We start from the raw sequence: 24,552 nt of genomic DNA, 5'->3' as shown, positions 1-24,552 counted from the left end.
CGACATGACACGAGAAATGAACGATGCCGAGCAGACGGGTGCGGTGTGGATCCTGGGCGCCACCGGCCGGATCGGGTCCGCCGTCGCCGCCGACCTGGCCGCCCGGGGGATTCCGTCGGCCCTGGTCGGACGCAATCGCGACCGCCTGCGCAAGGTCCAGGCGGATCTCGGTCAGGGCGACATGGTGAAAATCGTGGTCGCGGACACCACCGAAAGGACCGTGGAAGAGATCCGTCGGGAGCGGCCCGCCGTGGTCGTCAACACCATCGGCGAGTACGCCGCCACAGCCCTGCCCCTCGCCCGCGCCTGCATGCCGGACGGGCACTACGTGGACCTTGCCGCCGACCTGACTGCGGTCAGCCGACTGCTGGACCTGAACCAAGAGGCCGAAGCGGCGGGCAGCACTTTGGTGACAGGCGCCGGATTCGGCGTCCTCGGCACCGAGGCCCTCGTCGTCAGACTCTGCGAAGACCGCCCCACCCCCAGCCAGGTCCGTGTCGATGCCATCGGTTCGGTCGCCATGGAGGCCGGGCCCCTGGGGACCGCCTTCGCCGTCAGCATGATCGACACTCTGGTCACCGGCGGACGGCGTTACGCGCACGGCCGGCTGGTCAAGACCCGGCTCGGCGGGGACGTCCAGCACTTCACCCTCCCCGACGGGCAGAGGGTGAAGACGGCCGGCGCCCCCCAGGGTGAACTCATCGCCGCGCAGCGGGCCAGCAACGCACCCGAGGTCACCGTCACTTCAGGTCTGGCGCCTACGGGCGCGGTCGTACGAGCCCTCCTTCCCCTCGCCGGGAAGCTGCTGTCCCTCCCGGCACTGCGCGACTTCACCGTCCGTAGGTTGGCCGGGGTCGAACTCAAGGCAACCCCCCGCCCTCGCCCGCACTCCTGGGGCCATGCCGTCATCACCTGGCCCGACGGAACCCGGCGCGAAGGGTGGCTGCGCGCCGACGACGCCATGGACTACACCGCCCGTGTGGCCGCCGAGACGGCTGTCCGCCTCGCTCGCGGCGAAGGCAAGCCCGGCGCCTACTTCCCCGCAGCCGCACTCGGCCCTGACCTGGCGGTCGCCGCCGGCGGCACTCTCATCTGCAACTGAGAACACTCCCGGCTCCGCATTGCACCACGCCCGACATCGAAGCCGAGATCTGCGCGTTACGACGCGAGCGGAAGATGGGCATCGCCCGGATCGGGCCGGTCCCGGGAGTGCACGCGTGCCCACCACGTACGACGCTACGAGGCGGTCGGCCGGTCGTCTCCGGACCGTGCCGGACTCCGGGCGAGCCAGGTGTCCAGCCAGGCGTACACCTCGTCCTGCATCGCCGGCGTGAAGGCATGGCCGGTGTCCGGCCACACCTCGGTGGTGAGCCGGTCGCCCGCTCCCTGCGACTCCCAGACCGCGCGCAGCTTCGCGTACGCCGTCTCCACCCCGGCCACCGTGAAGAGGTGGTCCCGGCCGCCGGCGTGGAAGAGGGCGGGTTTCGGGGCTGCGAGGGACGCCACGTCCGGGATGTCCAGGTGCCGGTGCAGCCCGGGGTGGAGCATGAAGTACGCGGACTGCCCGCGCAGCGTGTTGTTGCCCGGAACCATCATCTCCTTGAGCCCCGTCATCCAGCAGACGGCGGCCGCCGCCCCGATGTCGTCGGACAGGGCGGACAACTGCCAGGCGCGGTAGGCGCCCATGGAGAATCCCAGCGCGCCGACGCGCCGCTCGTCCACCTCGGGCAGTGAGGCGAGGAAGGCCGCGGCCCGGATGTCCTCGTGGGCGGCGAGGCCGGCCGGGGAGGTGCCCAGCTGGAGGAGGTTGGCGGCCAGGGCCTGCTGGTCCTCGTAGGCGAGCGGGCCCCTGTCCCCCCAGCCCAGGGTGTCCACGGCGAGCACGGCGTAGCCGCGGGCGGCCAGTTCGTCGCCGACGAACCGGCCGCCGTAGTGCCGCCGGGCCCACGCGGTGGCGCGGGCGAGCCGGTCGGGGGCCTGGCCCGGCCGGGGCCGTACGGCCTTCTCACGGCCGATGGTGAACTCGGCCCCGTGGTCGTGCAGGACCAGCACCGCGGGGAACGGCCCCGTCCCGTGCGGCACCAGCAGCGAGCCGCGGGCCCGGCCGTAACGGCTGAGGTCGAACTCCACCGTGCGGGCGGTGTACCCGTCCGCCTCGCACACGTCGACGGTCACCGGGTGGAACGGTTCGGGGCCGGGATCCGGTGGCTGCAGCAGCGCCTCCCCGACCACGGCGCGCGCCTCCGCGCGCCAGGCCGGGAAGTCGCGGGCCGTGGACCTCTCCCAGGAGAGCGGGAAGGTGAGTTCGTCCCTGATCCGCTCGTAGAAGGCGGGGAGCACCCCCAGGGTGAGGCCCGGGATCACGCGTAGGGGCGCCAGTCGCCCAGGTAGCCGGCCGGGGTGTGCGCGCGGGCCTCGGACCTGGTCAGCTGCGGGCGGTCGGCGGGGTCGGTGATGCGCGCGCCGGGGCCGGTGTTGCGGTACTCGGCGAAGCGCTGGTCCTGCCAGGGGAAGCCCGACGACATCGTGCCGTAGGGCGTGACCGCGTCGATGCCCGCTCCGAGGTGGCTGTCGCGGACGGTCAGCATCGGGTGCGCGGTGAGGTCCGAGGAGGGCACCCAGGGGCGGGCCAGCTTGTAGTACGCGTCGGGGGCGGTGCTGGTGATCCGCGAGCGCAGGACCAGGTAGCCGCGCGGGTTGGCTCCGGCGGTGCTGGGCGCGAAGACGAAGCCGTACGGGGCCGAGGCCAGGTCGGTGCGGGTCAGGGTGCGGAAGTGGCAGTGGTCGTAGACGGCGGTGGCGCGGCCGAAGACGAAGTCGACGTCTCCCTCGACGTAGCAGTCGCGGTAGTACTGGCGGGCGAAGGCGGTGAGGGAGAGGGTGTCGGCGTACAGGGTGTCCTGGTGGCCGAGGAAGCGGCAGCCGTAGAACGCCGACCGGTCGCCCTGCACCTTGATCGCGACGGCCTGGGTGCCGGTGTACTCCGGGTTGTCGGAGCGCAGCCAGTCGTTGGCGAAGGTCACGTCGCGGGCGGTGAAACCGGCGGCCTGGACGGTGACGGTTGCCGAGCCGCTCGTGCCGTGGGTGCCGGAGCCGTCGGGCTTGGGTGTGCCTGCCGCGTTGTCGTACACGATGACGGTGTCGCGCGGGTCGCCGCTCGCGCCGACGAGGGTGAGTTCCGCCCGGGCGGCGGTGACCAGGACCGTGCCGCGGTAGGTGCCGGGGGCCAGGACCAGGGTGTGGCCGGTGCCGGACGCCGCGTCGACGGCGGACTGTACGTCGGTGTGGTCGCCCCTGCCCCTCGGGTCGACGTACAGGGTCCGGGCGTCGAGCCGCCGGGCCGGCGAGCCGTAGCGGCCGAAGGGGCGGGAGCGCGCGGGCCGGGCGTGTGCGGCGGGGGTGCCGAGGGCGAGGGCGGTGCCCGCTCCCGCGAGCAGGGTGAGCGCACTGCGTCTGCTGGGCATGGCGGTACTCCTTGCGAAGAGGGGGCAGGCCGGAGCGGCGCCTTCCGGGGTGGTGGAAGGGTGCGGTGCCGCTCCGGCCGGTTCGGGGGTGGGGTCAGCGGACCGAGAGCTTGCCGGCTCCGGCGCCGAGGCCCACCAGCAGCGGGACGGCCAGCGGGTGGTTGACCTTCTTGCGCAGTTCGGGGGTCCAGCCGGCGCCCTCGGTGAGCTGCTCGGTGGGCACGCCCGCGTTGTGCACGGCGATCAGGTCGGTCTTCCGCCCGTTGACGTAGTTGTTCTCCGCCGTGAGGGAGGACTCGGACCACTTCTTGAGGATGGTCGCCTTGTCGAAGCCCTTCGGGACGGTGAACGCGTTGTGCTCGGCGACGAGCCGGGACTCGGCGCCGATGCCGTACGTGTAGCCGTAGGCGGATCCCTTGGTGGCGACGAAGTGGTTGTTGTAGGAGTCGACCTGGCCGAAGCGGACACGTGGCGCGCGCTCCTTGACGTCCTTGAAGAGGTTGTGGTGCAGCGTCACGCGGAGCTTGCCCCGGTCGCTCGCCCCGGCGCCGTCGCTGTTGCCGATGAGCATGGTCTTGTCGTGGTCCTTGAGGACGTTCCACGACACGGTGACGAGGTCGGCGCCGCGCACGATGTCGAAGAGGCCGTCGTGCTGCTGGTACACCTGCCCGAAGTAGTGGGGCTGGTCGGCGTCGGGGCGGTCCCCGTCGCTGAAGGTGTTGTGGTCGACCCAGACGTGGCTGGATCCGTAGACGACGAGGTTGTCGTACTCGGAGTTCCAGGCGCCGTTGTCACCGTCGGTGGGGTCCCACTGCGGGAAGCAGTCGTAGGTGTCCTCGAAGGAGATGTTGCGGACGATGACGTTGGAGACGTTCTTCACCTGGAGGCTGGCACCGATGATCGTGGCGTCCTCGCCGACGCCGACGAGCGTGGTGTTGGACGGGACGTTCACGTTGACCGCGGCCGCCTGAAGCTTCGCGGACGCGGCGCGGGCGTCCTCCAGCGGGCCCGACGGGACCTCGTCCGTGCCCCAGACCGCCGGGTCGTAGGCGGCGAGGTACTTCTCCAGGGTGTAGCCGTCCTGCTGGTACGCCTCACAGCCGATCGGGGTGCCGGCCGCGTCGGAGTTGCCGTGGACGGTGCCGTCGATCCTGATGATCTTCGGCGCGTCGCCCGCCTCCTCGAAGGCGGCGATGAGTTCTGCCCGGTCGCTCACGGTGTAGACGTGCTCGGGAGCGGCCTCGGCCCCGCCCGTGGTGGAGCCCTCGGCGGCGGCCCAGCCGTCGCCCGAGGGCAGCACTGCGCGCTCGATGCCCTTGCGGTGGTGGGAGGCGGCCTGGGCCGGGACGGTCACGGCGAGGGCCAGCGAGGCACAGCCCAGCACCACGGCGATGGCGCGGACGTGTCTTGCGCGTGCGGGCATGGCGGATCCTTAACTGTCGTACGCGGGAAAAGGGAGTAAGAGGAACGGGGCGGGCGTGGATCAGGCCTGCGGCCAGGTGATCCACGACCCGGGCACCGGATCGTCGAGGCGACGCACGTCGCGCGGGGCGAGCACACGCTCGTCCAGCAGGGCTCGGGCGGTCGTCCTGGCCACGTCGACGGCGCCCTCGGGCCGGAAGTGGGTGTTGTCCTGCTTGCCGGCGGGGTAGTTCGGCGACTCGCCGGGCTCCAGCCAGTTGAAGTACGCCTCGGTCCCGTCCGGGCCGAGTTCCTGCCAGCGGGCGAGCGACAGCGCCTGCATGTCGAGCAGGGTCACGCCTTCCTCGGCCGCCAGGGCGCGCATCGCGGCGGGGTACTCCCCGTGGGTGGGCTTCGCGGTGCCGTCCGCGGCGAAGCGGCGGCGCTCGACCGGGGTGATCAGCACGGGCTCCGCGTTCCGGTCGCGGGCGCCCTCGATGTACTGGCGCAGGTGTTCCTGGTAGGTGGTGTACGGGTCGGTGCCGCGGGCGGGGTCCTCGGTCTTCTCGTCGTTGTGCCCGAACTGGATGAGGACGACATCACCCGGGCGGACGCCGTCCAGGAGGACGGCGAGACGGCCCTCGTCGATGAAGCTCTTCGAACTCCGGCCGTTCATGGCGTGGTTCGCGACGGTGAGCGCCCGGCCGAGGAAGAAGGGCAGCGCCATGCCCCAGCCGGTCTCGGGTGCGGCGGTGGCGTACTTCTGGGCCGCCGTGGAGTCGCCCGCGATGTGGAGTGTCCGGGGCCGGGGCCTGCCTCCTCCGCCGCCGCCGTGTGCGAGTGCGGGGGTGGCGCCGAGGGCGAGGGGCAGCGCGAGGAGCGCGGCTGCCGTCTGTCTGCGGGTGAGTGACACGGGATGACTGCCTCTCTCGGAGGACACACGTGAGGTGGTGCGCAGGACCTGAGGCGGTGCGTGGAAGAGGGACCGGCGGCGGGGTGCGACCCGGACCGCCGCCGGTCCCCCGGTCAATGGGGGTGGGGCGGGAGTGGGGCTGCGGGGATCAGCCGTTGCCCAGCTCCGACCACTCCTTCTGGGCCGTGTTCAGCTCTTCGGCCATCTTGTCCAGGAACTCCTTGGCCGTGACCTTGCCGAGCAGCAGCTTCTGGAACTCCGGCTCGTTGTCGGCCTTGCTGATGTTGTTCCAGTCGGGCAGGTAGTACGGCAGGTCGACGATCTTGGTGGAGCCGTCGGTGAGGGCCTTCGCGGCGAGCTCGGTCGGCTCGGTCTCGTTGATCCACGGGTCCTTGGCCGCGTCGGTGTTGGCCGGGATGGCGCCCGCCGACTCGTTCCACTTGCTGTTGGACTCGTGCGAGGCCGCGAACTCGATGAACTTCCAGGCCGCGTTCTTGTTCTTGCTGGACCGGAACAGGCCGAGACCGTCGACGGGGTTGGAGACCTGGACCCGTGTGCCGCCCTCCCCGATGGGGGCGGGTATACCGGCGAACTTGTCCTCGCCCAGTGCCTTCAGGTGGTCCTGGTAGGAGCCGAGGTTGTGGCTGAGCATCCCGATGGTGCCCGTGTCCCACTGGGCGACCATCTTCGTGAAGTCGTTGTTGACGTCGGCGGCCGGCGTCGTCTTCTTGAAGAGGCCGGCGTACTTCTCCAGCGCCGCGACGTTCTTCGGGTCGTTCAGGGTGGTCTTCTCGCCGTCCCAGAAGTCCGTGATGCCGGTCTGGCCGTAGATCGCGTCCAGGGCCTGGGCGATGGAGCCGGCGCCGCCGCGGATGGTGTAGCCGAACTTGTTGTTCTTGGCGTCGGTGAGCTTGTCGGCTGCCGTGTAGAAGTTCTCCCAGGTGGTGGGAGCCTCCAGCTTCGCCGCCTCGAACAGGTCGGTGCGGTACCAGAGCGCGCCGTTGTTCGCGGAGGTCGGCACGGTGTACAGGTCGTCGCCACGGCCGGCGGCCGATCTGACGCTCTCGACCATGTTCTCGACGAGCTTGCCCTTCAGCGACGACTTCTCCAGCCGGTCGTTGACCGGCTCCAGGGCCTCCTGGGACACCATGTTGGCGAGGTACGCGGTGCCGACGCCACCCACGTCGGGCAGGCCGCCGCCCGCGATCGCCGTGTCGTACTTGGACTGGACGTCCGCGATCGGGATCGGGACGTACTTGACCTTGATGTCCGGGTTCTTCTTCTCGAAGTCCTTGATGATCTCGGTCCAGATGGCGGTGCGCGGACCACCGTTGTTGTCCCAGAAGGTGATCTCGCCCTTCCCGCTTCCCTCCGTGCCTGAGCTGCTGCCGTCGTCGCCACAGCCGGTGGCCGCGAGTGCCAGGACCGCGGTGAGGGACACCGCGGTCGCGGTACGCCCCCGGAGCGTCTTCGAGATGTTCATGTCGGCTCTTCTCTCTCGGATCGTTACGCGTTCGTGGGGGGAGGTCAGTGGTGTGCGCGGTGCGGCGCGGGTGCGGTTCCGGTCGTGCGGAATGCGGTGAAACCGGCCGTCCCTGACGGTCCGTCGCCGGCCGGTGCGGTGGCGAAGAGACCCAGCAGCGCGCCGACCCAGCGCCAGGGGGTGGCGGCGAAGACCTGGCCGGAGGGCCGGAAGCCGGCCCCGTCCCCGGTGTCGGCGGAGAAGCGGCAGCGGGCGCCCCGGGTCACCTCGATCCGGACACGTACGGTGCCCTCGGGTGCGGGGCGGGGGTGTTCGGCGTCCCGTTCGTGCTCGGCGACGGATTCGGCGTACCGGTGCACGAGCCGGGCCGTCCCGTCGGGCCCGGCCTCCAGGCCGATCCACGAGAAGGCGTCCCCGAGGACGGCGAGCCCGGCCTTGGCCCCCGGCTCACCGGTGTCGAGTTGGATGCCGACCTCCGCGGTGAACTCCTCGGCCGGCAGCCGCTGCACCAGGACGTTGGGCAGGGCGCGCAGATCGTGGGCGTACGCGGTCCGTACGCAGCTGAGGCGCAGCCCGTCGCCCGCGTGGCCGATGGTCCAGCCGGGGCGGGGGTTGGCCGCCCACTGCCACTGGGGGCCGTGGCGCCCGCCGGGGAAGTCGTCGTCGGAGGCCGGTGCCGTGACGGCCTGCGCCGGAGCCTCGGGCCGGGGGTGCACCTGGACGGGTTCGCCCTCGTCGCCGATGACGGGCCAGCCCTCGTCGTCCCAGCGCATCGGCTGGAGGTGGACGACGCGGCCGTACGCCCCGCGGGACTGGAAGTGCAGGAACCAGTCCTCACCGGCGGCGGTACGGACCCAGCCGCCCTGGTGGGGTCCGTTGACCTCGGTGCTTCCCTGCGCGAGGACGACCCGCTCCTCGTAGGGGCCGTCGAACGTCCGCGAGCGGAAGGCACCCTGCCAGCCGGTCTCCACTCCCCCGGCGGGGGCGAAGATCCAGAAGTGGCCGTCGTGCCGGTAGAGCTTGGGGCCTTCGAGGGTGAACCAGCCCGGGATCGTGTCGGCGTCGATGAGGGTCGTGCCCTCGTCGAGGAGTTCGCGTCCGTCGGGACTCATCCGGTGACCGGTGAGCCGGTTCTTGATGCCGGAGCGGGACTTCGCCCAGGCGTGCACCAGATAGGCCTCCCCGGTCTCCTCGTCCCACAGGGGGCAGGCGTCGATCAGGCCCTTGCCCGGCTTGACGAGGTGCGGGGCGCTCCAGGGGCCACGGATGTCCTCGGCGTTGATCTGCTGGACGCCGTGGTCGGGGTCGCCCCAGAAGATCCAGAAGCGTCCGTCGTGGTGGCGCAGCGCGGGCGCCCACACCCCGCAGTCCTGGCGGGGCACGGCGAAGTCGGCTTCCGGCCGGAGGTGTTCGAGCGCGTGGCCGATGAGGGTCCAGTTGACCAGGTCACGGGAGTGCAGCAGGGGCAGTCCGGGGACGCGGCCGAAGCTGGACGCGGTGAGGTAGTAGTCGTCGCCGACGCGCACGACGTCCGGGTCGGACCAGTCGGCGTTCAGGACGGGGTTGCGGTAGGTGCCGTCCCCGAGGTCAGCGGTCCAGGGCATCGTCATGCGGCCACCGCCTTGCGGACGTGGGCGGCCGCGGCGTCCCGGTCGAGGCGTCCGTCGGCGACGACGGTGACGATCCGGCGTACGACGGTGGCTCCGGCGGCGACGGGGAGCCGGTGGTCGGCGGCGAGGGAGGAGCCGACCCCCGGGTACTGGGTGGTCCGTACGAACCACGGGTCGCGCCGGGTCTCGTCGGTCGCGCCGGCGAAGACGAGCGTCCAGCCGTCCCCGGCGAGGGCGAGCCAGTCGGATGTCCTGCCGTGCACGGCTTCCTCGCCGTCGTGCGTTGCGCTGAACACGGCGGGCGGGGCGGGTTCCTTGGGTGCGCGCCAGAAGAAGCCGCCGTAGCCGGCGCCGGGGCGGCCGTTGGTGGCGGGGCTGCCGATGGACAGGTCCGTGGAGCCGCGGTTGGTCAGGGAGAAGGAGAGGTCAAGCGCCCACGCGGTGTCGGAGAGTCCGGTCACGGCGACGGTGCGGTGCTCGCGCAGCAGCTCGGCACCGTCCGCCTCCCAGCTGAGCTCCTCCACGAAGCCGTCCGGGTCGCGGAGCTTCCAGCCGATGTGCCGCTGCGCCCCGTGGTTGTCGAGCTCGGTGGGGCCCTGGTCCCGGACGTAGGTGCGCCCGCCCCAGAAGTTGCGTCCGGCCACGTCGGGTACCGCGACGGAGACGCCCAGGTGGTGGATGTGGTCGGCGGGGCGCTCCTCGGTGACGGGCGTGCCGGCGAGGGTCGTGACGGGGTGGAGGTAGGGCCGGCTGCCCGGCTCGGGTCCGTAGCCGTAGCGGCCGACGGAGCGTCCGGCACAGCTGAGGAGTGCGGTGGTCATGGGGTGCTCACCTCGCTGGGTCGCGCCCAGGAGGCGCCTAGTTCGGAGTAGAGGGTGAGGGTGTCGGCGGCGGTGGCGACCATGCCGTCGATGCCGTCGACGATGCGCCGTACGCCGTCGCCCCGGTCGGCGGGCCGGGTGTGCCAGGCGGTGGCGGGGAGGGCGGTGGGTTCGGGGGCGGTGCGTACGGCTTCGAGGACCCGCATGAAGGCACCGGTCCGCTCCGGCGGTACGAGCAGCGGGGTGCCGTGCTCCAGGTGGTCGACGAGGTTCTCCAGGAGGTCGGTCCGCCCGTGCACGGCCTCTTCGGGGCCGTGTCCCGCGCGCTGGACGAGGACTCTGTCCTGTTTGTACCAGAAGGTGATGCGGCCGCGGTCTCCGTGGACGATCACGTACGGTTCGCCGGCCTCCTCCGCGCAGAGGGTGACCGCGACGGTCACCGGCAGCCCGTCGGTGGTGGTGACGCGGACGCAGCTGGTGTCGTCGGACTCGATGTCATGGGCGCGGAACAGCTCGGTCTCGATGGACGCGACGTCCTCGGCCGTTCCCCGGCCGGCGAGTTCGAGTGCCGTGGCGACGGCGTGGGCCAGCGGGTTGGTGAGTACCCCGTCGACCACGTCGGTGCCGCCCATCCTGCGGCGCCCGGCCCACGGTGCCCGGCGGAAGTAGGCGTCGTCGCGGACCCAGGCACCGGCGGCGCCGATGCCCCGTACGGTGCCGATCGCACCGGAGCGTACGAGCTCCTTGACGGCCGGCACGGCGTGCGAGCCGAAGGACTGGAAGCCGATCTGGCAGGCGATGCCCGCTTCCCGTACGCCGTCGGCCATGCGGGCGTAGTCGGCCCAGGTCGCGGCGGGCGGCTTCTCCAGGAGGAGGTGGACGCCCCGGGACGCGGCCGTCAGGGCCAGCGTGGTGTGGGTCGGGATGGGGGTGCAGATGACGGCGGCGCGGGCGCCGGTGGAGTCCAGGAGGGCCCCGAAGTCGGCGGACTGCTCGGGCATCTCACCGGCGAACATCTGGAGTTCGGCGTCGGTCAGCGGGTTCAGTTCACAGATCCCGGCCAGCCTGACGAGGCCCTGGTGCTGGAGGCGGCGGAGGTTGGCGAGGTGCCAGCCGCCGTGGCCGCGGGCTCCGGCCAGGACGACGGGCAGTGGTGCGGCGCTCATCCGGCCCTCCCCGCTCCGGCCCTGCGGGCGACCTCGGCGGCGGCCTTCTCGGCGTTGTCGACGGGGCCGTGCAGGGTGGGTGTCCAGCCGGTGTCGGTGGCCAGGTCGGTCTCGCTGCCCGAGTTGTAGGCGTTGTAGATGGAGACCAGGTCGACCGGGAAGCCGTTGAAGACGGTGCCGCGCTGGGTGAGTGCGCTGCCGTTCCAGCTCTTCAGCAGGTCGGCGACCTCGATGTGGCCCGGGGCCTCGAACGCGTTGTTCTCGGCGACGATCCGGGACTCGGTGGAGACGCCGAGGGAGTAGCGGTAGTCGCCGTCCCCGGGGACGACGTAGCGGTTGTTGTAGAGGTGGACCTGTCCGAAGCGGACCCGGGGCGCGCGCTGCACGACGGAGTGGAACTCGTTGTGGTGCAGGGTGACGCGGAGCTTGCCCCGGTCGGTCGCCCCGGCGCCGTCGCCGTTGCCGATCAGCATCGCCTTGTCGTGGTCGGCGAACCGGCTCCAGGAGACGGTGACGAGGTCGGAGCCGTTGGTGATGTCGAGGAGCCCGTCGTGGCGCAGGTAGTTGCGCCCGAAGTAGGTGGGCTCCCGGTCGTCCGGGTGGCCCTTGTCGCTGGCGGTGACGTGGTCGACCCAGACGTGGGTGGCGCCGCGCAGCCACAGCGTGTCGTACGCGGTCTTCCAGTCGCCGCGGCCACCGGTGTTGGGCTGCCAGGCGGGGAAGCAGTCGTAGGCGTCGCGGAGTTCGAGGTTGCGGATGATGACGTTGTCGGCGTCCTTGACCTGGAGGCTCGCCCCCTTGAGCACGGCGCCCGCGCCGGTACCGACGATCGTGGTGTTCGATCCGACCAGTAGTTCGACCCGTTCGGCCTGACGTGCGGCGGACGCCTTGCGGGCGTCCTCCTGGGGTCCGGCCGGTCTGGCGCCACCCCAGGTGCGGGGGTCGTAGGCGGCCAGGTAGGCGTCGAGGGCGTAGCCGTCGGTGGCGTAGTCGGCGCAGTCCAGCCGCCGTCCCCGGTCGTCGGTGTTGGCGTCGATGGTGCCCGCCACCCGGATGATCTTGGGGACGGAGCTGCCGCCGTCGAGTGCCGCGACGAGCTGGGCACGGTTGCGCACGGTGCGGACACGGTCCTCGTCGGCCGCCGAGCCTCCGGTCGTGCCGGTGCCTTCCGCGGCCCAGCCGTCGTTGTCGGCGAGGACCTCGCGGCCGAGGTCCCTGCCGGGCGCGGCGGACGCCTCCGGGGCCGTGCCCGGGGACGCGGTGGCCGCCCGGGCGCCCGGCTGGAGGGCCAGGCTGCCCAGGAGCAGGGCGAGCGCGGCGGCGGCGCGTCGCGTCGTACGGGGTCGGAGCTTCCAGGTCATGTGCGTCATCCCTTCACGGCGCCGGCGCTGAAGCCGGTGATGAGCCACTTCTGGATGAAGGCGAAGACGATCACCACGGGCACGGCGGCGATGACACCGCCCGCGGCCAGCGCCCCCAGGTCGACGCTGTCGGCGCCGATCAGGGTGTTGAGGCCGACCGGGATCGTCTGCTTGTCCTGTTCACTGAGGAACATCAGGGCGAACAGGAAGTGGTTCCAGCTGTGGACGAAGGCGAACGACCCGACCGCGATCAGCCCGGGACGCAGCAGCGGCAGGACGACGGCGCAGAAGGCCTTGAAGCGCGAGCAGCCGTCCACCCATGCGGCCTCTTCGAGGGAGACCGGCACGTTCTTGATGAAGCCTCTGATCAGGATGATCGACAGGGGCAGCTGGAAGACCGTCTCCGCGATGACGACGCTCCCGAGGGAGTTGATCATCTGGAGGTTCTTGAAGATCTCGAAGAGCGGCACGATCATCAGCGCGCCCGGGATGAACTGCGAGCAGAGCAGCGCCAGCATGAAGGCGCCCTTGATCTTGAAGTCGAACCGGGCCAGGGCGTAGCCGCCGGCCAGCGCGACGAGGGTGGTGGCGATCAGCGTCGCGACGCCGACGATCATGCTGTTCTGGAAGAAGACCGCGAAGCTGCGCTCGTTCCAGACCTTGGAGAAGTGCTCCCCCGTCATGGGCCAGGGCACCAGCGAGGTGGAGCCGGCGGGCCGTACGGCGAAGAGGAGCATCCAGTAGAACGGGATGAGGGTGAAGAGCAGGTAGATGCCGAGCGGCACGTAGATCTGCCAGCGCGGTACGTCGTCGAAGGCACGTTCGCGCTTGGTGCGGCGGCGCGAGGAGGGCGGCGGGAGGTCGTTCCCCCCGGACGGTCCCGGCGTGCGGGTGTCCTTCTTCTCCACGAGTGCGGCAGTCACTTGTTGTCGCCTCCGAACTTGCTCAGGCGCAGATAGACGATCGAGCAGAAGAGGAGGATCACGAAGGCGACGGTGGTGAGCGCTGAGGCGTATCCGAAGTCGTGGCCCTCGATGCCTGTGTTGGCGACGTAGAGGGGCAGGGTGGTGGTCTCGCCCGCGGGTCCGCCGCCGGTGAGGGTGTAGAGCAGGTCGACGTTGTTGAACTCCCAGACCCCGCGCAGCAGGGTGGCCAGGATGATCGCGTCGCGCAGGTGCGGGAGCGTGATGTGGAAGAACTGCCGCAGCCGGCCGGCGCCGTCCACCGACGCCGCCTCGTACAGTTCCTTGGAGACGGACTGCAGGTCGGCGAGGATGAGGATGGCGAAGAAGGGGACTCCGCGCCAGAGTTCGGTGATGGTCGCCGCCCAGAAGACGGTCCCGGTGTCGGAGAGGACCGAGGTGCCGTAGTCACCGAACCCGGCGTCCGCGAGGTAGCGGCTGAAGCCGGTCGAGGAGTTGTAGAGCAGGATCCAGATGGTGCTGGTCAGCACGCCGGAGACGGCCCAGGGCGAGAAGACCATGGCGCGGGAGATGCCGCGGCCGATAAAGGTCTGGTTGACGATCAGGGCGAGGGCCAGTCCGAGCGCGAGCTGCAGGGTCACCTGGGTGAAGACCCACTGGGCGCTGAAGACGAGCGACGGCCAGAACTGCTCGTCATCGGTGAAGATCTTGGTGAAGTTGTCGAAGCCCGCGAAGCCGTTCCGCCACGGCTTGGTGACGTTGTAGTTCTGCAGGCTGTAGTAGAAGACGCTGATCACCGGATAGGCGATGAAGCCCAGCATCAGCAGGCCCGCGGGCGCTATCAGCAGATACGGCAGGCGGCGGGGTGTGGCCGAGCGGCGCTTGGGCGCCTTCCCCTTGGGGGGCGGTGTGGCCACGGCTGCGGATTGGGCCATGACGCGTCTCCGTTCTCTGGAAGTGCTGGATGTGCCGTTCTTTCGAGGGGGGTGCAAGCGCTTACTGTTTGCCGTTCGGTGTCCCGTACGGGTGCGGCGCGCGGAATATTCTTCGCCCGGTTCAGCCCGCGTACGGGTCGGGCACTTCTCCCTGCCGGGCCAGGAACGCGAAGTCGCATCCCGTGTCGGCCTGGGTGATCTGGTCCTGGTAGAGCGCCCCGTAACCACGTCCGTAGCGGGCGGGCGGCTCGGTCCAGCGGGACCTGCGGAGCTCCAGCTCCTCGTCGGACACGTCGAGGTGGAGCAGCCGTGCCTCGACGTCCAGCGTGATCAGGTCACCGGTGCGGACCAGGGCGAGCGGCCCGCCGACGAAGGACTCGGGTGCGATGTGCAGGACACAGGCCCCGTAGCTGGTGCCGCTCATCCGGGCGTCGGAGAGCCGCACCATGTCCCGTACGCCCTGCTTCAGCAGGTAGTCCGGGATCGGCAGCATGCCGTACTCCGGCATGCCGGGGCCGCCCTTGGGGCCGGCGTTGCGGAGCACCAGCACGTGGTCCGGGGTGAGGGCCAGGGCCGGGTCGTTGATGGTGCGCTGCATCTCCTTGTAGTCGTCGAAGACGACCGCGGGTCCGGTGTGGCGCAGCAGGTGCGGCTCGGCGGCGATGTGCTTGATGACCGCGCCGTCGGGGCAGAGGTTGCCGCGCAGGACGGCCACACCGCCCTCCTCCGCCAGCGGGTTGTCGCGCTCCCGGATGACGTCGGAGTTGTGGACGAGCGCCCCGTCGAGCTGTTCGCGCATCGTGCCGTGCGTGACGGTGGGCCGGTCCAGGTGGAGCACGTCGGTGAGCCGCGCCAGGAATCCCGGCAGCCCTCCGGCGAAGTGGAAGTCCTCCATCAGGTACTTGCCGCCGGGGCGGAGGTTGGCGAGGACGGGCACGGTGCGCGCGATGCGGTCGAAGTCGTCCAGGGTGAGCTTCACCCCGGAGCGTCCGGCCATCGCGATCAGGTGGATGACGGCGTTGGTGGAGCCGCCGAGCGCGAGCACGGTGGCCACCGCGTCCGCGTAGGCGTCCGCCGTGAGGATCTGCGACAGCTTCAGCTGCTGCCACACCAGTTCGACGATCCGGATCCCTGACTCCGCCGCCATCCGGTCGTGACCGGAGTCCACGGCCGGGATGGACGAGGCGCCCGGCACCGTGACGCCCAGCGCCTCGGCGGCGGCCGTCAGGGTCGAGGCGGTGCCCATCGTCATGCAGTGGCCCGGTGAGCGGGCGAGCCCGTTCTCCAGCTCGGCCATCTCGCAGTCGCCGATCAGGCCGGCCCGCTTGTCGTCCCAGTACTTCCACATGTCCGTGCCGGAGCCGAGGACCTCGTTGCGCCAGTGCCCCGGCAGCATCGGCCCGGCCGGCACGAAGACGGTCGGCAGGTCGACGGAGGCGGCGCCCATCAGCAGCGCCGGAGTGGACTTGTCGCAGCCGCCCAGCAGCACGGCGCCGTCGACGGGGTAGGAGCGCAGCAGCTCCTCCGTCTCCATCGCCAGCATGTTGCGGTAGAGCATCGGGGTCGGCTTCTGGAAGGTCTCCGAGAGCGTGGAGACGGGGAATTCGAGGGGGAAGCCGCCCGCCTGCCAGACACCCCGCTTGACCGCCTGCGCGCGGTCGCGCAGATGGACGTGGCAGGGGTTGATGTCGGACCAGGTGTTGAGGATCGCGATGACCGGCTTGCCCAGGTGCTCCTCGGGGAGGTAGCCGAGCTGACGGGTGCGGGCGCGGTGGCTGAACGAGCGGAGCCCGTCGGTGCCGTACCACTGGTGGCTGCGCAGCTCCTCCGGAGCGATGCGGCGGCCCTCCGTGCCGGTGCCCGTCATACGGACCACCCGGCGACCAGGCCGGCGACCTCGGCGCGCTGTTCCTCGGGGAGCGCCCGGCTCGGCGCGCGTACGTCGCGACGGCAGAGCCCGAGCGAGGCCAGGGCCTCCTTGACGACCGTGACGTTGTTGGCGGACTGCCGGTCGGCGCGCAGGTCCTCGAAGCGGCGGATCTGCTCCCAGACCTTCATCGCCGCGAGGTAGTCACCGGCCCGCAGCGCCTCCAGCATGGCGAGCGAGACGCCGGGGGCCACGTTGACGAGCCCGGAGGTGAAGCCGGTGGCGCCGGTGGCGAAGTAGGAGGGGGCGTACAGCTCCGCGAGCCCGGCGACCCACACGAACCGTTCCAGACCGGCGTCCCGGGCGAACGCGCCGAAGCGGGCGGCGTCGGGGACGGCGTACTTCACGCCGATGACGTTGGGGCAGGAGTCGGCGAGCTCGGCGAGCCGCTCACCGGCGAGCAGGGGGTTACGGACGTAGGGGACGACCCCGAGCTCGGGGACGGCCTCGGCGACGGCCCGGTTGTAGTCGATCCAGCCGTCCTGCGAGACGTAGGGGTGCACCGGCTGGTGCACCATCACCATCTCGGCCCCGGCGTCCCTGGCGTGCTCGGCGGCGGCCACGGCGGTCGGCACGTCGTGGCCTACCCCCACCAGGACGGTGGCACGGCCGCCCGCCTCCTCGATGGTGAGCTCGGTGACGGTGCGCCGCTCGTCGGGGGTGAGCGCGTAGAACTCACCGGTGTTGCCGTTCGGGGTGACGATGCGGACGCCGCCGTCGAGCAGACGCCGCAGCAGCGCGCGGTGCGCCGGGATGTCGACGCTCCCGTCCTCGGTGAACGGGGTCACCGGGATCGCCACAACGTCTGCGAGGGCCGCCTTCAGCGGGGAGAGGTCCATGCGGACCAGCCTTTCGTCGAGGTGCTGGTGATCCGTTTCCAGCAGGTGGTTCACGGCGTGCCACCCCCGACTTCGTCGTCGGGGAAGGCACGGCGTACGAACGATGCGATGTGGTCGTGCAGGGCCCCTACGGCGGCTGTCGCGTCGTCGGAGAGGGCGAGCCGCAGGATCTCGCGGTGCTCGGCCGCCTCTCGCTCCCAGGAGGGGTTCGCCGACCAGGCCACGGTGGAGACGAGTGCGGCCTGGTCACGGATCTCGTCGAGCATCCGGGCGAGCAGCGGGTTGCCGCAGGGCAGGTAGAGCGCCCGGTGGAAGTCCCGGTTGGCGAGCGACCTGCCGGCCTGGTCGATCGCCGAGTCGGCACGCTCCAGGGCTTCCTGGGCCGCTTCCAGCGAGACCTTGCGGGTGATGGAGCGGCGCAGCGCCTCCGGCTCCAGGAGCAGGCGCACGTCGTACACCTCCCGGGCCATGGTCGCGTCGACGAGCCGCACGGTGGCGCCCTTGTACTGGCTCATGACCACGAGCCCGGTACCGGCGAGCGTCTTCAGTGCCTCACGTACGGGCGTCTTCGACACCCCGAACTGCGCGGCGAGTTCGGTCTCCACGAGCGCCTGCCCCGGCGTCAGCTGCGCGGTGAGGATGGCGTGCTTGATCGCCTCCAGCACGTACTGGGTCCTGGACGGGATCGGGGCAGGCGCAAAGGTCATGGGTGAAGAGCTCTCACATCTCGCGTATCGCGTCTCATATATGACGTACGAAGTACGACGCGATGAAGCTAGAGCGGTGGGAATGTTTCGTCAACGCTTCTGGCAAAAGAAGTTCCGTGTATGCGGAATCCGGCCCGTCCAGCGGCCGCCGCACGGCGCCCGGACCGACGGGAGCAGGCCCCCGGCGGTATGCCGGGGGCCTGCTCTCGGACAGCTTGGGGGACGCGCCCTGTCAGGCGCCGTGGATGGCCGACAGGGCGCCGGCGACGGCGCTCAGGTCCGGTCCCGAGGCCAGGCCCGCGTGGTACAGACGCAGTTGGTTCGCACCGAGCGAAGCCGCGTGCGCGGCGTCGCGTTCGAGGGTGCCGGGGCTGCCGCCCATGCCGCTGACCACGTTGAAATTGGCCGCCAGCACGCCGGAGAGCCCCGCGAACGGCCCGAGCACCGCCTCGCGTGCGGCGTCACCGCCGGTGCAGGGCAGCACGACGCCGTCCGCCGTGGACAGGATGTGGGCGGCGTCCACGCCCACGTTGGCGCCGGTGCGGTAGGGGGCGGGGTCGGCGTGCAGCAGGACCTGGAAGTCGCCCTCCGGAGCGGCGGCCCGCACGGCGGCGACAGCGGCCTCCTGGAGGCTCCTGGCGACCTGCCCGCGCCACCGCAGGGTGGCGCCGGCGAGGTCCGCGCCGAGCAGCTTCTCCACACCGGCCCAGCCCTGCTCACCGGGACCGGAACCGGCCCACACCGGCTCCAGGGCGTGGCGTACGGCCCCGCGCAGTTCCTCGGCGTCGAGCCCCGCGGAGCCGTAACCGGCCCCGCAGTCGGCGCAGAAGCAGAGGGACATCAGGTACTGCGCCGCGTCCCCGAGGGCGACCCCCGAGGTCTTGTCGTGGGCGTGCAGATGCGCGAAGCCGTACCAGCCGAGGGACTCCAGCTCGGTGCCCGACGTGCCGGGGCGTACGGCCGCCTCCGCCGCGAGGTCCAGCAGGTACTCCTGGACGGCGGGCCGCCCGATGCACGGCGCCCAGGGGTAGCGGTCGCCGTAGGCGTTGACCACCGAGGTGTCCGGGTGCTCGGCGCCCAGGCGGGAGCTGTGCGCGAGGACCACCCAGGAGTGCACCTGGAGACCCGCTCCCGCCAGGGCCTCGGCCGCCTCGGCGTACGGGTCCTCCCCCTCCACCCAGGACTGGGTGAAGGGGCGCAGCTCGCGCCCCGACCAGCGCGTGGCGTCCGGCGGGTAGAGCACCGCCGCGTGCTCGGCGGTGACGATCCGGTGGCCCGGGTGCCGCGGGGTCAGGGCCCGGGTGGAGTGGTAGGCGGAGGCGAGCGTCACCTGCTGGACACCGAGCCCGGCGATGCGGGCGGCGGCGTCCGGGTCACCCACGACGTCCCAGGGGTACAGGAAGGCCGAGGTCTTCACTTCGCCTCCTCCGTGCGGTGCTTCTCCAGCAGCGTACGGCCGTTCGCGATGATCGCGGTCAGCTCCTCGACGTGCGCGGGCGGGAGGTCGGTGAGCGGGGTGCGGACCGGGCCGACGTCCAGGCCTTCGAGCCGGACGGCCGCCTTCACCAGCGCCACCGCGTAACCGCGGCCCTTCGCCCGCAGCTCGACGAGCGGCCGGTAGAAGTGGTCGAGCAGCGCGTTGACCAGGTCGTCGTCGCCGGATTCCAGCGCCCGGTAGAAGGCCAGGGCGATGTCGGGGGCGAAGGCGAAGACGGCCGAGGAGTAGAGCGTGACGCCGATGCCCCGGTAGGCGAGCCCGGTGAGCTCGGCGGTGGGCAGCCCGTTGAAGTACAGGAAGTCCTCGCCGGGCAGCCCGGAGCGCACGGCGCTGACGATGCGCTGCATCAGGTCGAGGTCGCCGTACCCGTCCTTGAGGCCGATGATCCCGGGGGTCCGGGCGAGGGCGACGACGGTCTCCGGGGTGAAGACCGCGTTGTCCCGCTGGTAGACGACCGTCTCCAGGGAGGTCGCGGCGGCGAGGGCGGTGTAGTGGGCCAGCAGCCCCTCCTGGCCGGCGACGACGAGGTAGGGCGGCATGGCGAGGAGCCCGTCCGCGCCCGCCTCCTCGGCCAGCTTCGCGTACTGGACGGCGAGCGCCGTGCCGTAGCCGGCGCCCGCGACGACGGGCACCTGTCCCGCGGTCTCCTCGACGGCCGCCCGGACGACGAGCCGGAACTCCTCCGGGCTGAGGGCGTGGAACTCGCCCGTGCCGCAGCAGGCGAAGACGGCCGCGGCACCGGCGTCGACGCCCGCGCGCACGTGCGCGCGGAAGACGTCGAGATCGACGGCGCCGTCCGGCCCGTAGGCGGTGACGGGGAAGAAGAGCGGCCCGGCGACATCGGTGAGTCGGGCGGCAAGAGGGGCTGAGGTCACGGGCGCTCCCTGAGCGGATTCAGGCGTGCACAATTATGATCGGTGTCCATATTCATGAACGATGACACGCTAAGCCAGCCGCGCGGCGCCGGTCAAGCCATGGACACGCGACCCGAGTCGGACAGGTCGAGACCGGGCACCACTTGACGCGACCGTCGCGAGTTCTTAGTTTGTCCACGCATGTGAATGCCATCCATGAAGCCGCCGCATCGGGCGGCCGCGTGACATCCGCGCGTCACGCGCACCCCGCCTTCCGCGCACCCGGCCCTCGCGGCACAGCACCGCACCGTTCACGCACGCCGCGCCCGCACCCCGCGCCCGCACCGAGGAGATCCCCGTATGCCAGCTCCCCGCACCGTCCTGCTCACCGGCGCAGCCGGCGGCCTCGGCACCCTGATGCGGGGACTGCTCCCCGCGTACGGCTACGAGCTCCGGCTCTTCGACGTGGCCCCGATCGAAGGGGAACCGGACGCCGTCGTCGCCGACCTCGGCGACAAGGCCGCGCTGCGGGAAGCCGTGCGGGGCGTGGACGCGGTCATCCACCTCGCGGGCATCTCCCTCGAGTCCTCGTTCGACAAGATCCTGCGTTCCAACATCGAGGGCACCTACAACCTCTACGAGGCCGCGCGCGAGGAGGGCGTCGGGCGCATCGTGTTCGCCTCCTCCAACCACGCCATCGGCTACACCCCGCGCCCGCTCGACGGGGACCCGCTGATCCCCGTCGACACCCCGCGCCGCCCCGACACCTTCTACGGTCTGTCGAAGTCCTTCGGCGAGGACCTCGCACAGTTCTACTGGGACAAGCACGGCGTGGAGACCGTCTCCGTGCGGATCGGCTCCTGCTTCGCGGAGCCGACGTCGGTGCGGATGCTGTCCGTCTGGATGAGCCCCGCCGACGGGGCCCGGCTCTTCCACGCGGCCCTCACCGCCGAGGACGTGCGGCACACGGTGGTCTACGGCTCCTCGGACAACACCCGCCTGTGGTGGGACCTGACGACGGCCCGCTCCCTGGGATACGACCCGCAGGACGACTCCGAGCAGTACGCCGGCAAGCTCGTCGCCGAGCACGGCGAACTGGACCCGGAGAATCCCGACCACGTCCACCTCGGCGGCCACTTCGTCACGAACCCGCCGATCTGGCCCTACTGATCCCGCGCCCCGCCCCGGAGCCCGGCCCTGACGCCGCGCCACGGGGCGGGTCCGAGCCGTGGACGCCGCGCACCGGGCGGGCGCTGAGCCGTACGGGGCGAGCCCGCGAAGGTAAGGGAACGGCAAAGCCGGGTCGTTCGTTACCCCGTGCATGACCGCAATGACCCCCGGCTCGAACATCCCTCTCTCCGCCGCCCGCGTGGCGGTGGACGTCGCCGCCCCGGTGCGGCTCGACGTCTCGGGCCTGCTGCTCACCGCCGACGGCAAGGTGCGCTCCGACGACGACTTCATCTTCTACAACCAGCCCTCGGGCCCCGGTGTGACCTACCGCTCGGGCGGCGGGTCGGCGCCCGACGCCATCGTGGTGGACACCACCGCGGTTCCCCCGGGCATCGAGAAGATCGTGGTCACGGCGAGCCCCGACGCGGCGGGCCAGACCTTCCAGGGTGTCGAGCCCACCGCCACCGTGCGCAACGCGGACGACGGCAGCGCGCTCGCCACCTTCACCCCGCCGCAGCTGGGCGGCGAGACCGCGCTGGTGGTCATCGAGATCTACCTGCGCAACGGCGTCTGGAAGGCCCGCGCGGTCGGCCAGGGCTACGCGAACGGGCTGGCCGGCATCGCCACGGACTTCGGCGTCTCCGTGGAGGAGCCCGCGGCGGCGCCCGCCGCGCCTGTCGCACCGCCCGTCGCCGCACCCGTCGCACCGCCGGCCGCTCCCCCGGCAGCCGCGCCGGTGGACCCCCGGATCGCCCCGCCGGCCCCCGCAGCACCGCCCGCGCCCGCAGCCGCCGGCTCCGGCAAGATCAACCTCGACAAGGGCCGGGTCAGCCTCCAGAAGAACCAGACGGTCTCCCTGGTCAAGGGCGGCAGGCCGCTGCTCTCACAGGTCAAGATGGGCCTCGGCTGGGAGCCCGCGTTCCGCGGCAAGGACATCGACCTCGACGCCTCGGTGATCGCCTACGGCCCCAACCGCAACCACCTGGACAGCTGCTACTTCGGCAAGCTCTCCATCCTGAACGGCGCGGTCAAGCACTCCGGCGACAACCTCACGGGTGAGGGCGCGGGCGACGACGAGGTGATCGTCGTGGACCTCGGCCGGATTCCCGCGGACGCGACCGGTCTGGTCTTCACGGTCAACTCCTTCACCGGCCAGAAGTTCACCGAGGTCGCCAAGGCCTACTGCCGGCTGATCGACGCGGCCACGGGCGAGGAGCTGGTCCGCTTCGACCTCACCGGCGCGGAACCGCAGACCGGCGTGATGATGGCCAAGCTGATCAAGCAGTTCTCCGGCGAGTGGGAGATGACCGGCATGGGCGAGTTCGTGAAGTCGCGGACCGTCCGCGGCATGGTCAAGCCCGCCGCGAAGGCCCTGTAGCACCCCGGTGCCCCGGGAACGGCTTCCGGGGCACCCGTGGGGGTCGTCCGACCCCTCAGGTGCCCCGGATCCGGAGAGTCTCCGGTGGGACGCTGTGCGTGCTCGTGCGCTCTCTCAGAGCTTGGTCAGCTTGGAATACGGGCTCAGGATCCTCCCCTGTCGCCCCGAGAAGTCGATGAGCACTGCGTCGTTGTCGCCCTCGACAGCGAGGACTCGGCCGAGTCCGAACTGGTCATGCGACACCCTGTCGCCCACATCGAAGCATTCGACCGGTGGGGCCGCCTGGGCCGGGCGGTTGAAGGGACTGGAAGGCAGGTGACGCCGGGAACCGGCTGACTGTTTCATTACGGTCGAGTATGCGCCCTGTGAGCGCCCGACGCCATGCCCGACCGGTCCGCAGCGGGCAGTAGTGCCGCATTCGTAATCAGCGGAATCGGGGCCGGTCCGCGCCCCTGCCCGCCGCCGGCAAGGGCACCGCGCGGAACGCCGCGCCGGAAAGACCCCCGAAGGTGTGGCGGTTCTCGCTTCCCGACGGCGCGTCCCGCCGGGCAGGAGACACACCCGCGCGGCGCGCGAGGGGCTCGCCTCACGCGCCGCGCACACGGGTGTCAGTGCTTGTTCGGCTGGCGCTTCCACGGCCCGGTGATGGCGAGCAGGATGCCGGGGTTCTGGATGCTCGCGAAGAGCGTCTTGCCGTCCGGGGAGAAGGTGACCCCGGCGATCTCGCTGTAGGAGGGGTCGTCCTCCGTGCCGGCGTTGAGGTCGTTGCGCGCGATCGGGTAGGTGCGGCCGCTGTCGGTGGCACCGAAGAGGTGCTGGATCCCGTTGCCGTCCTCGGAGATCACGATGCCGCCGTACGGGGACACGGTGATGTTGTCCGGGCCGTCGAAGGCACCGTCCACGGACGGGTCCGGGTTGACGCCGAGGAGCACCTTGAGGGTGATCGTCCGGCGCTTGGGGTCGTAGAACCAGACCTGGCCGTCGTGAGCCACGGGGCTCTCGCTCCGGGCGAACGAGGAGACGAAGTAGGCACCGCCGTCGCCCCACCACATGCCCTCGAGCTTGCGGCCGCGGGTGACCTCGCTGTCGGTGAACTGCTTGCGCACGGAGACGGTCTTCGCGTCGCGGTCGGGCACGTCGGCCCAGTCCACGCCGTAGACGGTACCGATCTCCGTGGCACGGGACAGGTCGTCGACGAACGCGCCCTTCTTGTCGAAGCACTTGGCGGCCTGGAAGTCACCGGCGTCGTCGGCGAGGGTGCGCAGCTTGCCGCGGCCGTGCTTGAAGCCCTGCGGCGGGGTCCAGCGGTAGAGCAGGCCGTTGGGGCCGGAGGCGTCCTCGGTCAGGTAGGCGTGTCCCCGCTTCGGGTCGATGACGACGGCCTCGTGGGCGAAGCGGCCGAATGCCTTGACGGGGCGGGGGTCGCGGTTGGCGCGCTTGTCGTAGGGGTCGACCTCGAAGACGTAGCCGTGGTCCTTGAGGAGACCGTTCTTGCCGGCCTTGTCCTCGGTCTCCTCGCAGGTGAGCCAGGTGCCCCACTCCGTGCTGCCGCCCGCACAGTTGGTCGACGTACCCGCGATGCCGACCCACTCGGCGGTGCGGCCGTCGCGGCGGGTCTCCACGACGGTGCAGCCGCCGGCCGCGACCGGGTCGTAGACGAGGCCCTCGGTGAGCGGGACGGGGTACTTCCAGCCGGCGCGGGTGCCGCTCAGCTCGTGGTTGTTGACCAGGAGGGTGACACCGCGGGGGCCCTCGAAGGCGGCCGTGCCGTCGTGGTTGGAGGGGGTGAACTCGCCGCTCTCCAGCTTGGTGACACCGCTGTGCGTGACGACGCGGTACGTGAATCCGGCGGGCAGCGCGAGGATGCCCTTCGGGTCGTCGATCAGCGGGCCGTAGCCGAGCTCCTTGCCGTGCCCGTGGCCCTTGCCCTTGCCGTGGTCCTCGTCGCCCGGCTCGTGCCGTGCGTCGTCGGCGGCCAGCGCGTTGGGGGCGGTCGCCAGCGCTCCGACGGCGCCGGTGAGGGCGATGCCCGCGCCGGTGAGAGCGGATGATCTGGTGAATTCCCTGCGAGTGAAGGACATCGCGGACTCCTGCTGAAAAAA

The 24,552-nt window shown here is 71.2% G+C and carries 21 protein-coding genes; 3 read left to right on the top strand and 18 right to left on the bottom strand.

Annotation, left to right across the window (positions count from 1 at the left end; genetic code table 11):
• Positions 1-4 precede the first annotated feature (4 nt).
• On the top strand, positions 5-1,102 hold the full coding sequence (locus ABT001_RS19340; protein ID WP_351278799.1) for a saccharopine dehydrogenase NADP-binding domain-containing protein: 1,098 nt from the start codon (positions 5-7) through the stop codon (positions 1,100-1,102).
• 134 nt (positions 1,103-1,236) lie between these two features.
• Here the strand turns inward: ABT001_RS19340 and ABT001_RS19330 are convergent, their stop codons facing one another.
• The 16 genes from ABT001_RS19330 to ABT001_RS19255 all read right to left on the bottom strand — a co-directional run bounded on the left by ABT001_RS19330 (position 1,237) and on the right by ABT001_RS19255 (position 19,923).
• Complete coding sequence (locus ABT001_RS19330) at positions 1,237-2,364, bottom strand: dienelactone hydrolase family protein (RefSeq protein ID WP_351278796.1); 1,128 nt, start codon at positions 2,362-2,364, stop codon at positions 1,237-1,239.
• Positions 2,361-3,464: a pectinesterase family protein gene (locus ABT001_RS19325; RefSeq protein ID WP_351278794.1), complete on the bottom strand. Its 1,104-nt coding sequence runs from the start codon at positions 3,462-3,464 to the stop codon at positions 2,361-2,363. The genes ABT001_RS19330 and ABT001_RS19325 overlap by 4 nt, the downstream gene beginning before the upstream one ends.
• Before the next feature lie 94 nt (positions 3,465-3,558).
• Positions 3,559-4,887 (bottom strand): pectate lyase family protein, encoded by a 1,329-nt coding sequence (locus tag ABT001_RS19320; RefSeq protein ID WP_351278791.1) that lies wholly within the window; start codon positions 4,885-4,887, stop codon positions 3,559-3,561.
• Between the two features lie 60 nt (positions 4,888-4,947).
• A complete protein-coding gene (locus ABT001_RS19315; protein WP_351278789.1) occupies positions 4,948-5,778 on the bottom strand; it encodes a rhamnogalacturonan acetylesterase in 831 nt (276 codons plus the stop codon).
• A gap of 148 nt (positions 5,779-5,926) precedes the next feature.
• The gene (locus tag ABT001_RS19310) at positions 5,927-7,261 is read right to left on the bottom strand and encodes an ABC transporter substrate-binding protein (protein ID WP_351278786.1); all 1,335 of its coding nucleotides are present in this window, start codon (positions 7,259-7,261) and stop codon (positions 5,927-5,929) included.
• 44 nt (positions 7,262-7,305) lie between these two features.
• On the bottom strand, positions 7,306-8,871 hold the full coding sequence (locus ABT001_RS19305; protein WP_351278784.1) for a glycoside hydrolase family 43 protein: 1,566 nt from the start codon (positions 8,869-8,871) through the stop codon (positions 7,306-7,308).
• On the bottom strand, positions 8,868-9,692 hold the full coding sequence (locus tag ABT001_RS19300) for a DUF6807 domain-containing protein (RefSeq protein ID WP_351278781.1): 825 nt from the start codon (positions 9,690-9,692) through the stop codon (positions 8,868-8,870). Before ABT001_RS19300 ends, ABT001_RS19305 begins: the two co-directional genes overlap by 4 nt.
• Positions 9,689-10,858 carry a Gfo/Idh/MocA family protein gene (locus ABT001_RS19295; RefSeq protein WP_351278779.1) on the bottom strand — a complete coding sequence of 390 codons (1,170 nt, stop codon included), beginning with the start codon at positions 10,856-10,858 and terminating at the stop codon, positions 9,689-9,691. The genes ABT001_RS19300 and ABT001_RS19295 overlap by 4 nt, the downstream gene beginning before the upstream one ends.
• Positions 10,855-12,219, bottom strand: coding sequence for a pectate lyase family protein (locus tag ABT001_RS19290; RefSeq protein ID WP_351278777.1), 1,365 nt, complete (start codon positions 12,217-12,219; stop codon positions 10,855-10,857). Before ABT001_RS19290 ends, ABT001_RS19295 begins: the two co-directional genes overlap by 4 nt.
• A 5-nt stretch (positions 12,220-12,224) precedes the next feature.
• Positions 12,225-13,142, bottom strand: a complete 918-nt coding sequence (locus tag ABT001_RS19285; RefSeq protein WP_502967487.1) for a carbohydrate ABC transporter permease — start codon at positions 13,140-13,142, stop codon at positions 12,225-12,227.
• On the bottom strand, positions 13,139-14,077 hold the full coding sequence (locus ABT001_RS19280; RefSeq protein ID WP_351278775.1) for a carbohydrate ABC transporter permease: 939 nt from the start codon (positions 14,075-14,077) through the stop codon (positions 13,139-13,141). The genes ABT001_RS19285 and ABT001_RS19280 overlap by 4 nt, the downstream gene beginning before the upstream one ends.
• A 121-nt stretch (positions 14,078-14,198) precedes the next feature.
• Positions 14,199-15,944 carry an L-arabinonate dehydratase gene (araD, locus tag ABT001_RS19275; protein ID WP_351278772.1) on the bottom strand — a complete coding sequence of 582 codons (1,746 nt, stop codon included), beginning with the start codon at positions 15,942-15,944 and terminating at the stop codon, positions 14,199-14,201.
• Positions 15,941-16,843, bottom strand: coding sequence for a dihydrodipicolinate synthase family protein (locus tag ABT001_RS19270; protein ID WP_351279061.1), 903 nt, complete (start codon positions 16,841-16,843; stop codon positions 15,941-15,943). The genes araD and ABT001_RS19270 overlap by 4 nt, the downstream gene beginning before the upstream one ends.
• Positions 16,844-16,893: 50 nt before the next feature.
• Positions 16,894-17,550: a GntR family transcriptional regulator gene (locus ABT001_RS19265; protein WP_351278770.1), complete on the bottom strand. Its 657-nt coding sequence runs from the start codon at positions 17,548-17,550 to the stop codon at positions 16,894-16,896.
• Positions 17,551-17,782: 232 nt separating this feature from the next.
• Positions 17,783-18,967, bottom strand: a complete 1,185-nt coding sequence (locus ABT001_RS19260; protein ID WP_351278767.1) for a hypothetical protein — start codon at positions 18,965-18,967, stop codon at positions 17,783-17,785.
• The gene (locus tag ABT001_RS19255; protein ID WP_351278764.1) at positions 18,964-19,923 is read right to left on the bottom strand and encodes a 5-dehydro-4-deoxyglucarate dehydratase; all 960 of its coding nucleotides are present in this window, start codon (positions 19,921-19,923) and stop codon (positions 18,964-18,966) included. Before ABT001_RS19255 ends, ABT001_RS19260 begins: the two co-directional genes overlap by 4 nt.
• Before the next feature lie 339 nt (positions 19,924-20,262).
• Here ABT001_RS19255 and ABT001_RS19250 point away from each other — a divergent pair, with 339 nt between their 5' ends.
• Both ABT001_RS19250 and ABT001_RS19245 read left to right on the top strand, forming a co-directional pair.
• On the top strand, positions 20,263-21,072 hold the full coding sequence (locus tag ABT001_RS19250; RefSeq protein WP_351278762.1) for an NAD-dependent epimerase/dehydratase family protein: 810 nt from the start codon (positions 20,263-20,265) through the stop codon (positions 21,070-21,072).
• Between the two features lie 151 nt (positions 21,073-21,223).
• The gene (locus tag ABT001_RS19245) at positions 21,224-22,450 is read left to right on the top strand and encodes a TerD family protein (RefSeq protein WP_351278759.1); all 1,227 of its coding nucleotides are present in this window, start codon (positions 21,224-21,226) and stop codon (positions 22,448-22,450) included.
• Positions 22,451-22,564: 114 nt separating this feature from the next.
• Here ABT001_RS19245 and ABT001_RS19240 read toward each other — a convergent pair whose 3' ends face one another.
• Both ABT001_RS19240 and ABT001_RS19235 read right to left on the bottom strand, forming a co-directional pair.
• Positions 22,565-22,795, bottom strand: a complete 231-nt coding sequence (locus ABT001_RS19240) for a hypothetical protein (protein ID WP_014156926.1) — start codon at positions 22,793-22,795, stop codon at positions 22,565-22,567.
• A 263-nt stretch (positions 22,796-23,058) separates the two neighbouring features.
• Positions 23,059-24,531, bottom strand: a complete 1,473-nt coding sequence (locus ABT001_RS19235; RefSeq protein WP_351278756.1) for an alkaline phosphatase PhoX — start codon at positions 24,529-24,531, stop codon at positions 23,059-23,061.
• Positions 24,532-24,552: the final 21 nt, after the last annotated feature.

The sequence above is a fragment of the Streptomyces sp. NPDC002793 genome (genome assembly GCF_040295485.1).
Classification (GTDB): Bacteria; Actinomycetota; Actinomycetes; order Streptomycetales; family Streptomycetaceae; genus Streptomyces.
The sequence above is the reverse complement of the archived record's forward strand: the minus strand, read 5'-3'. Positions and strand labels throughout refer to the sequence as shown.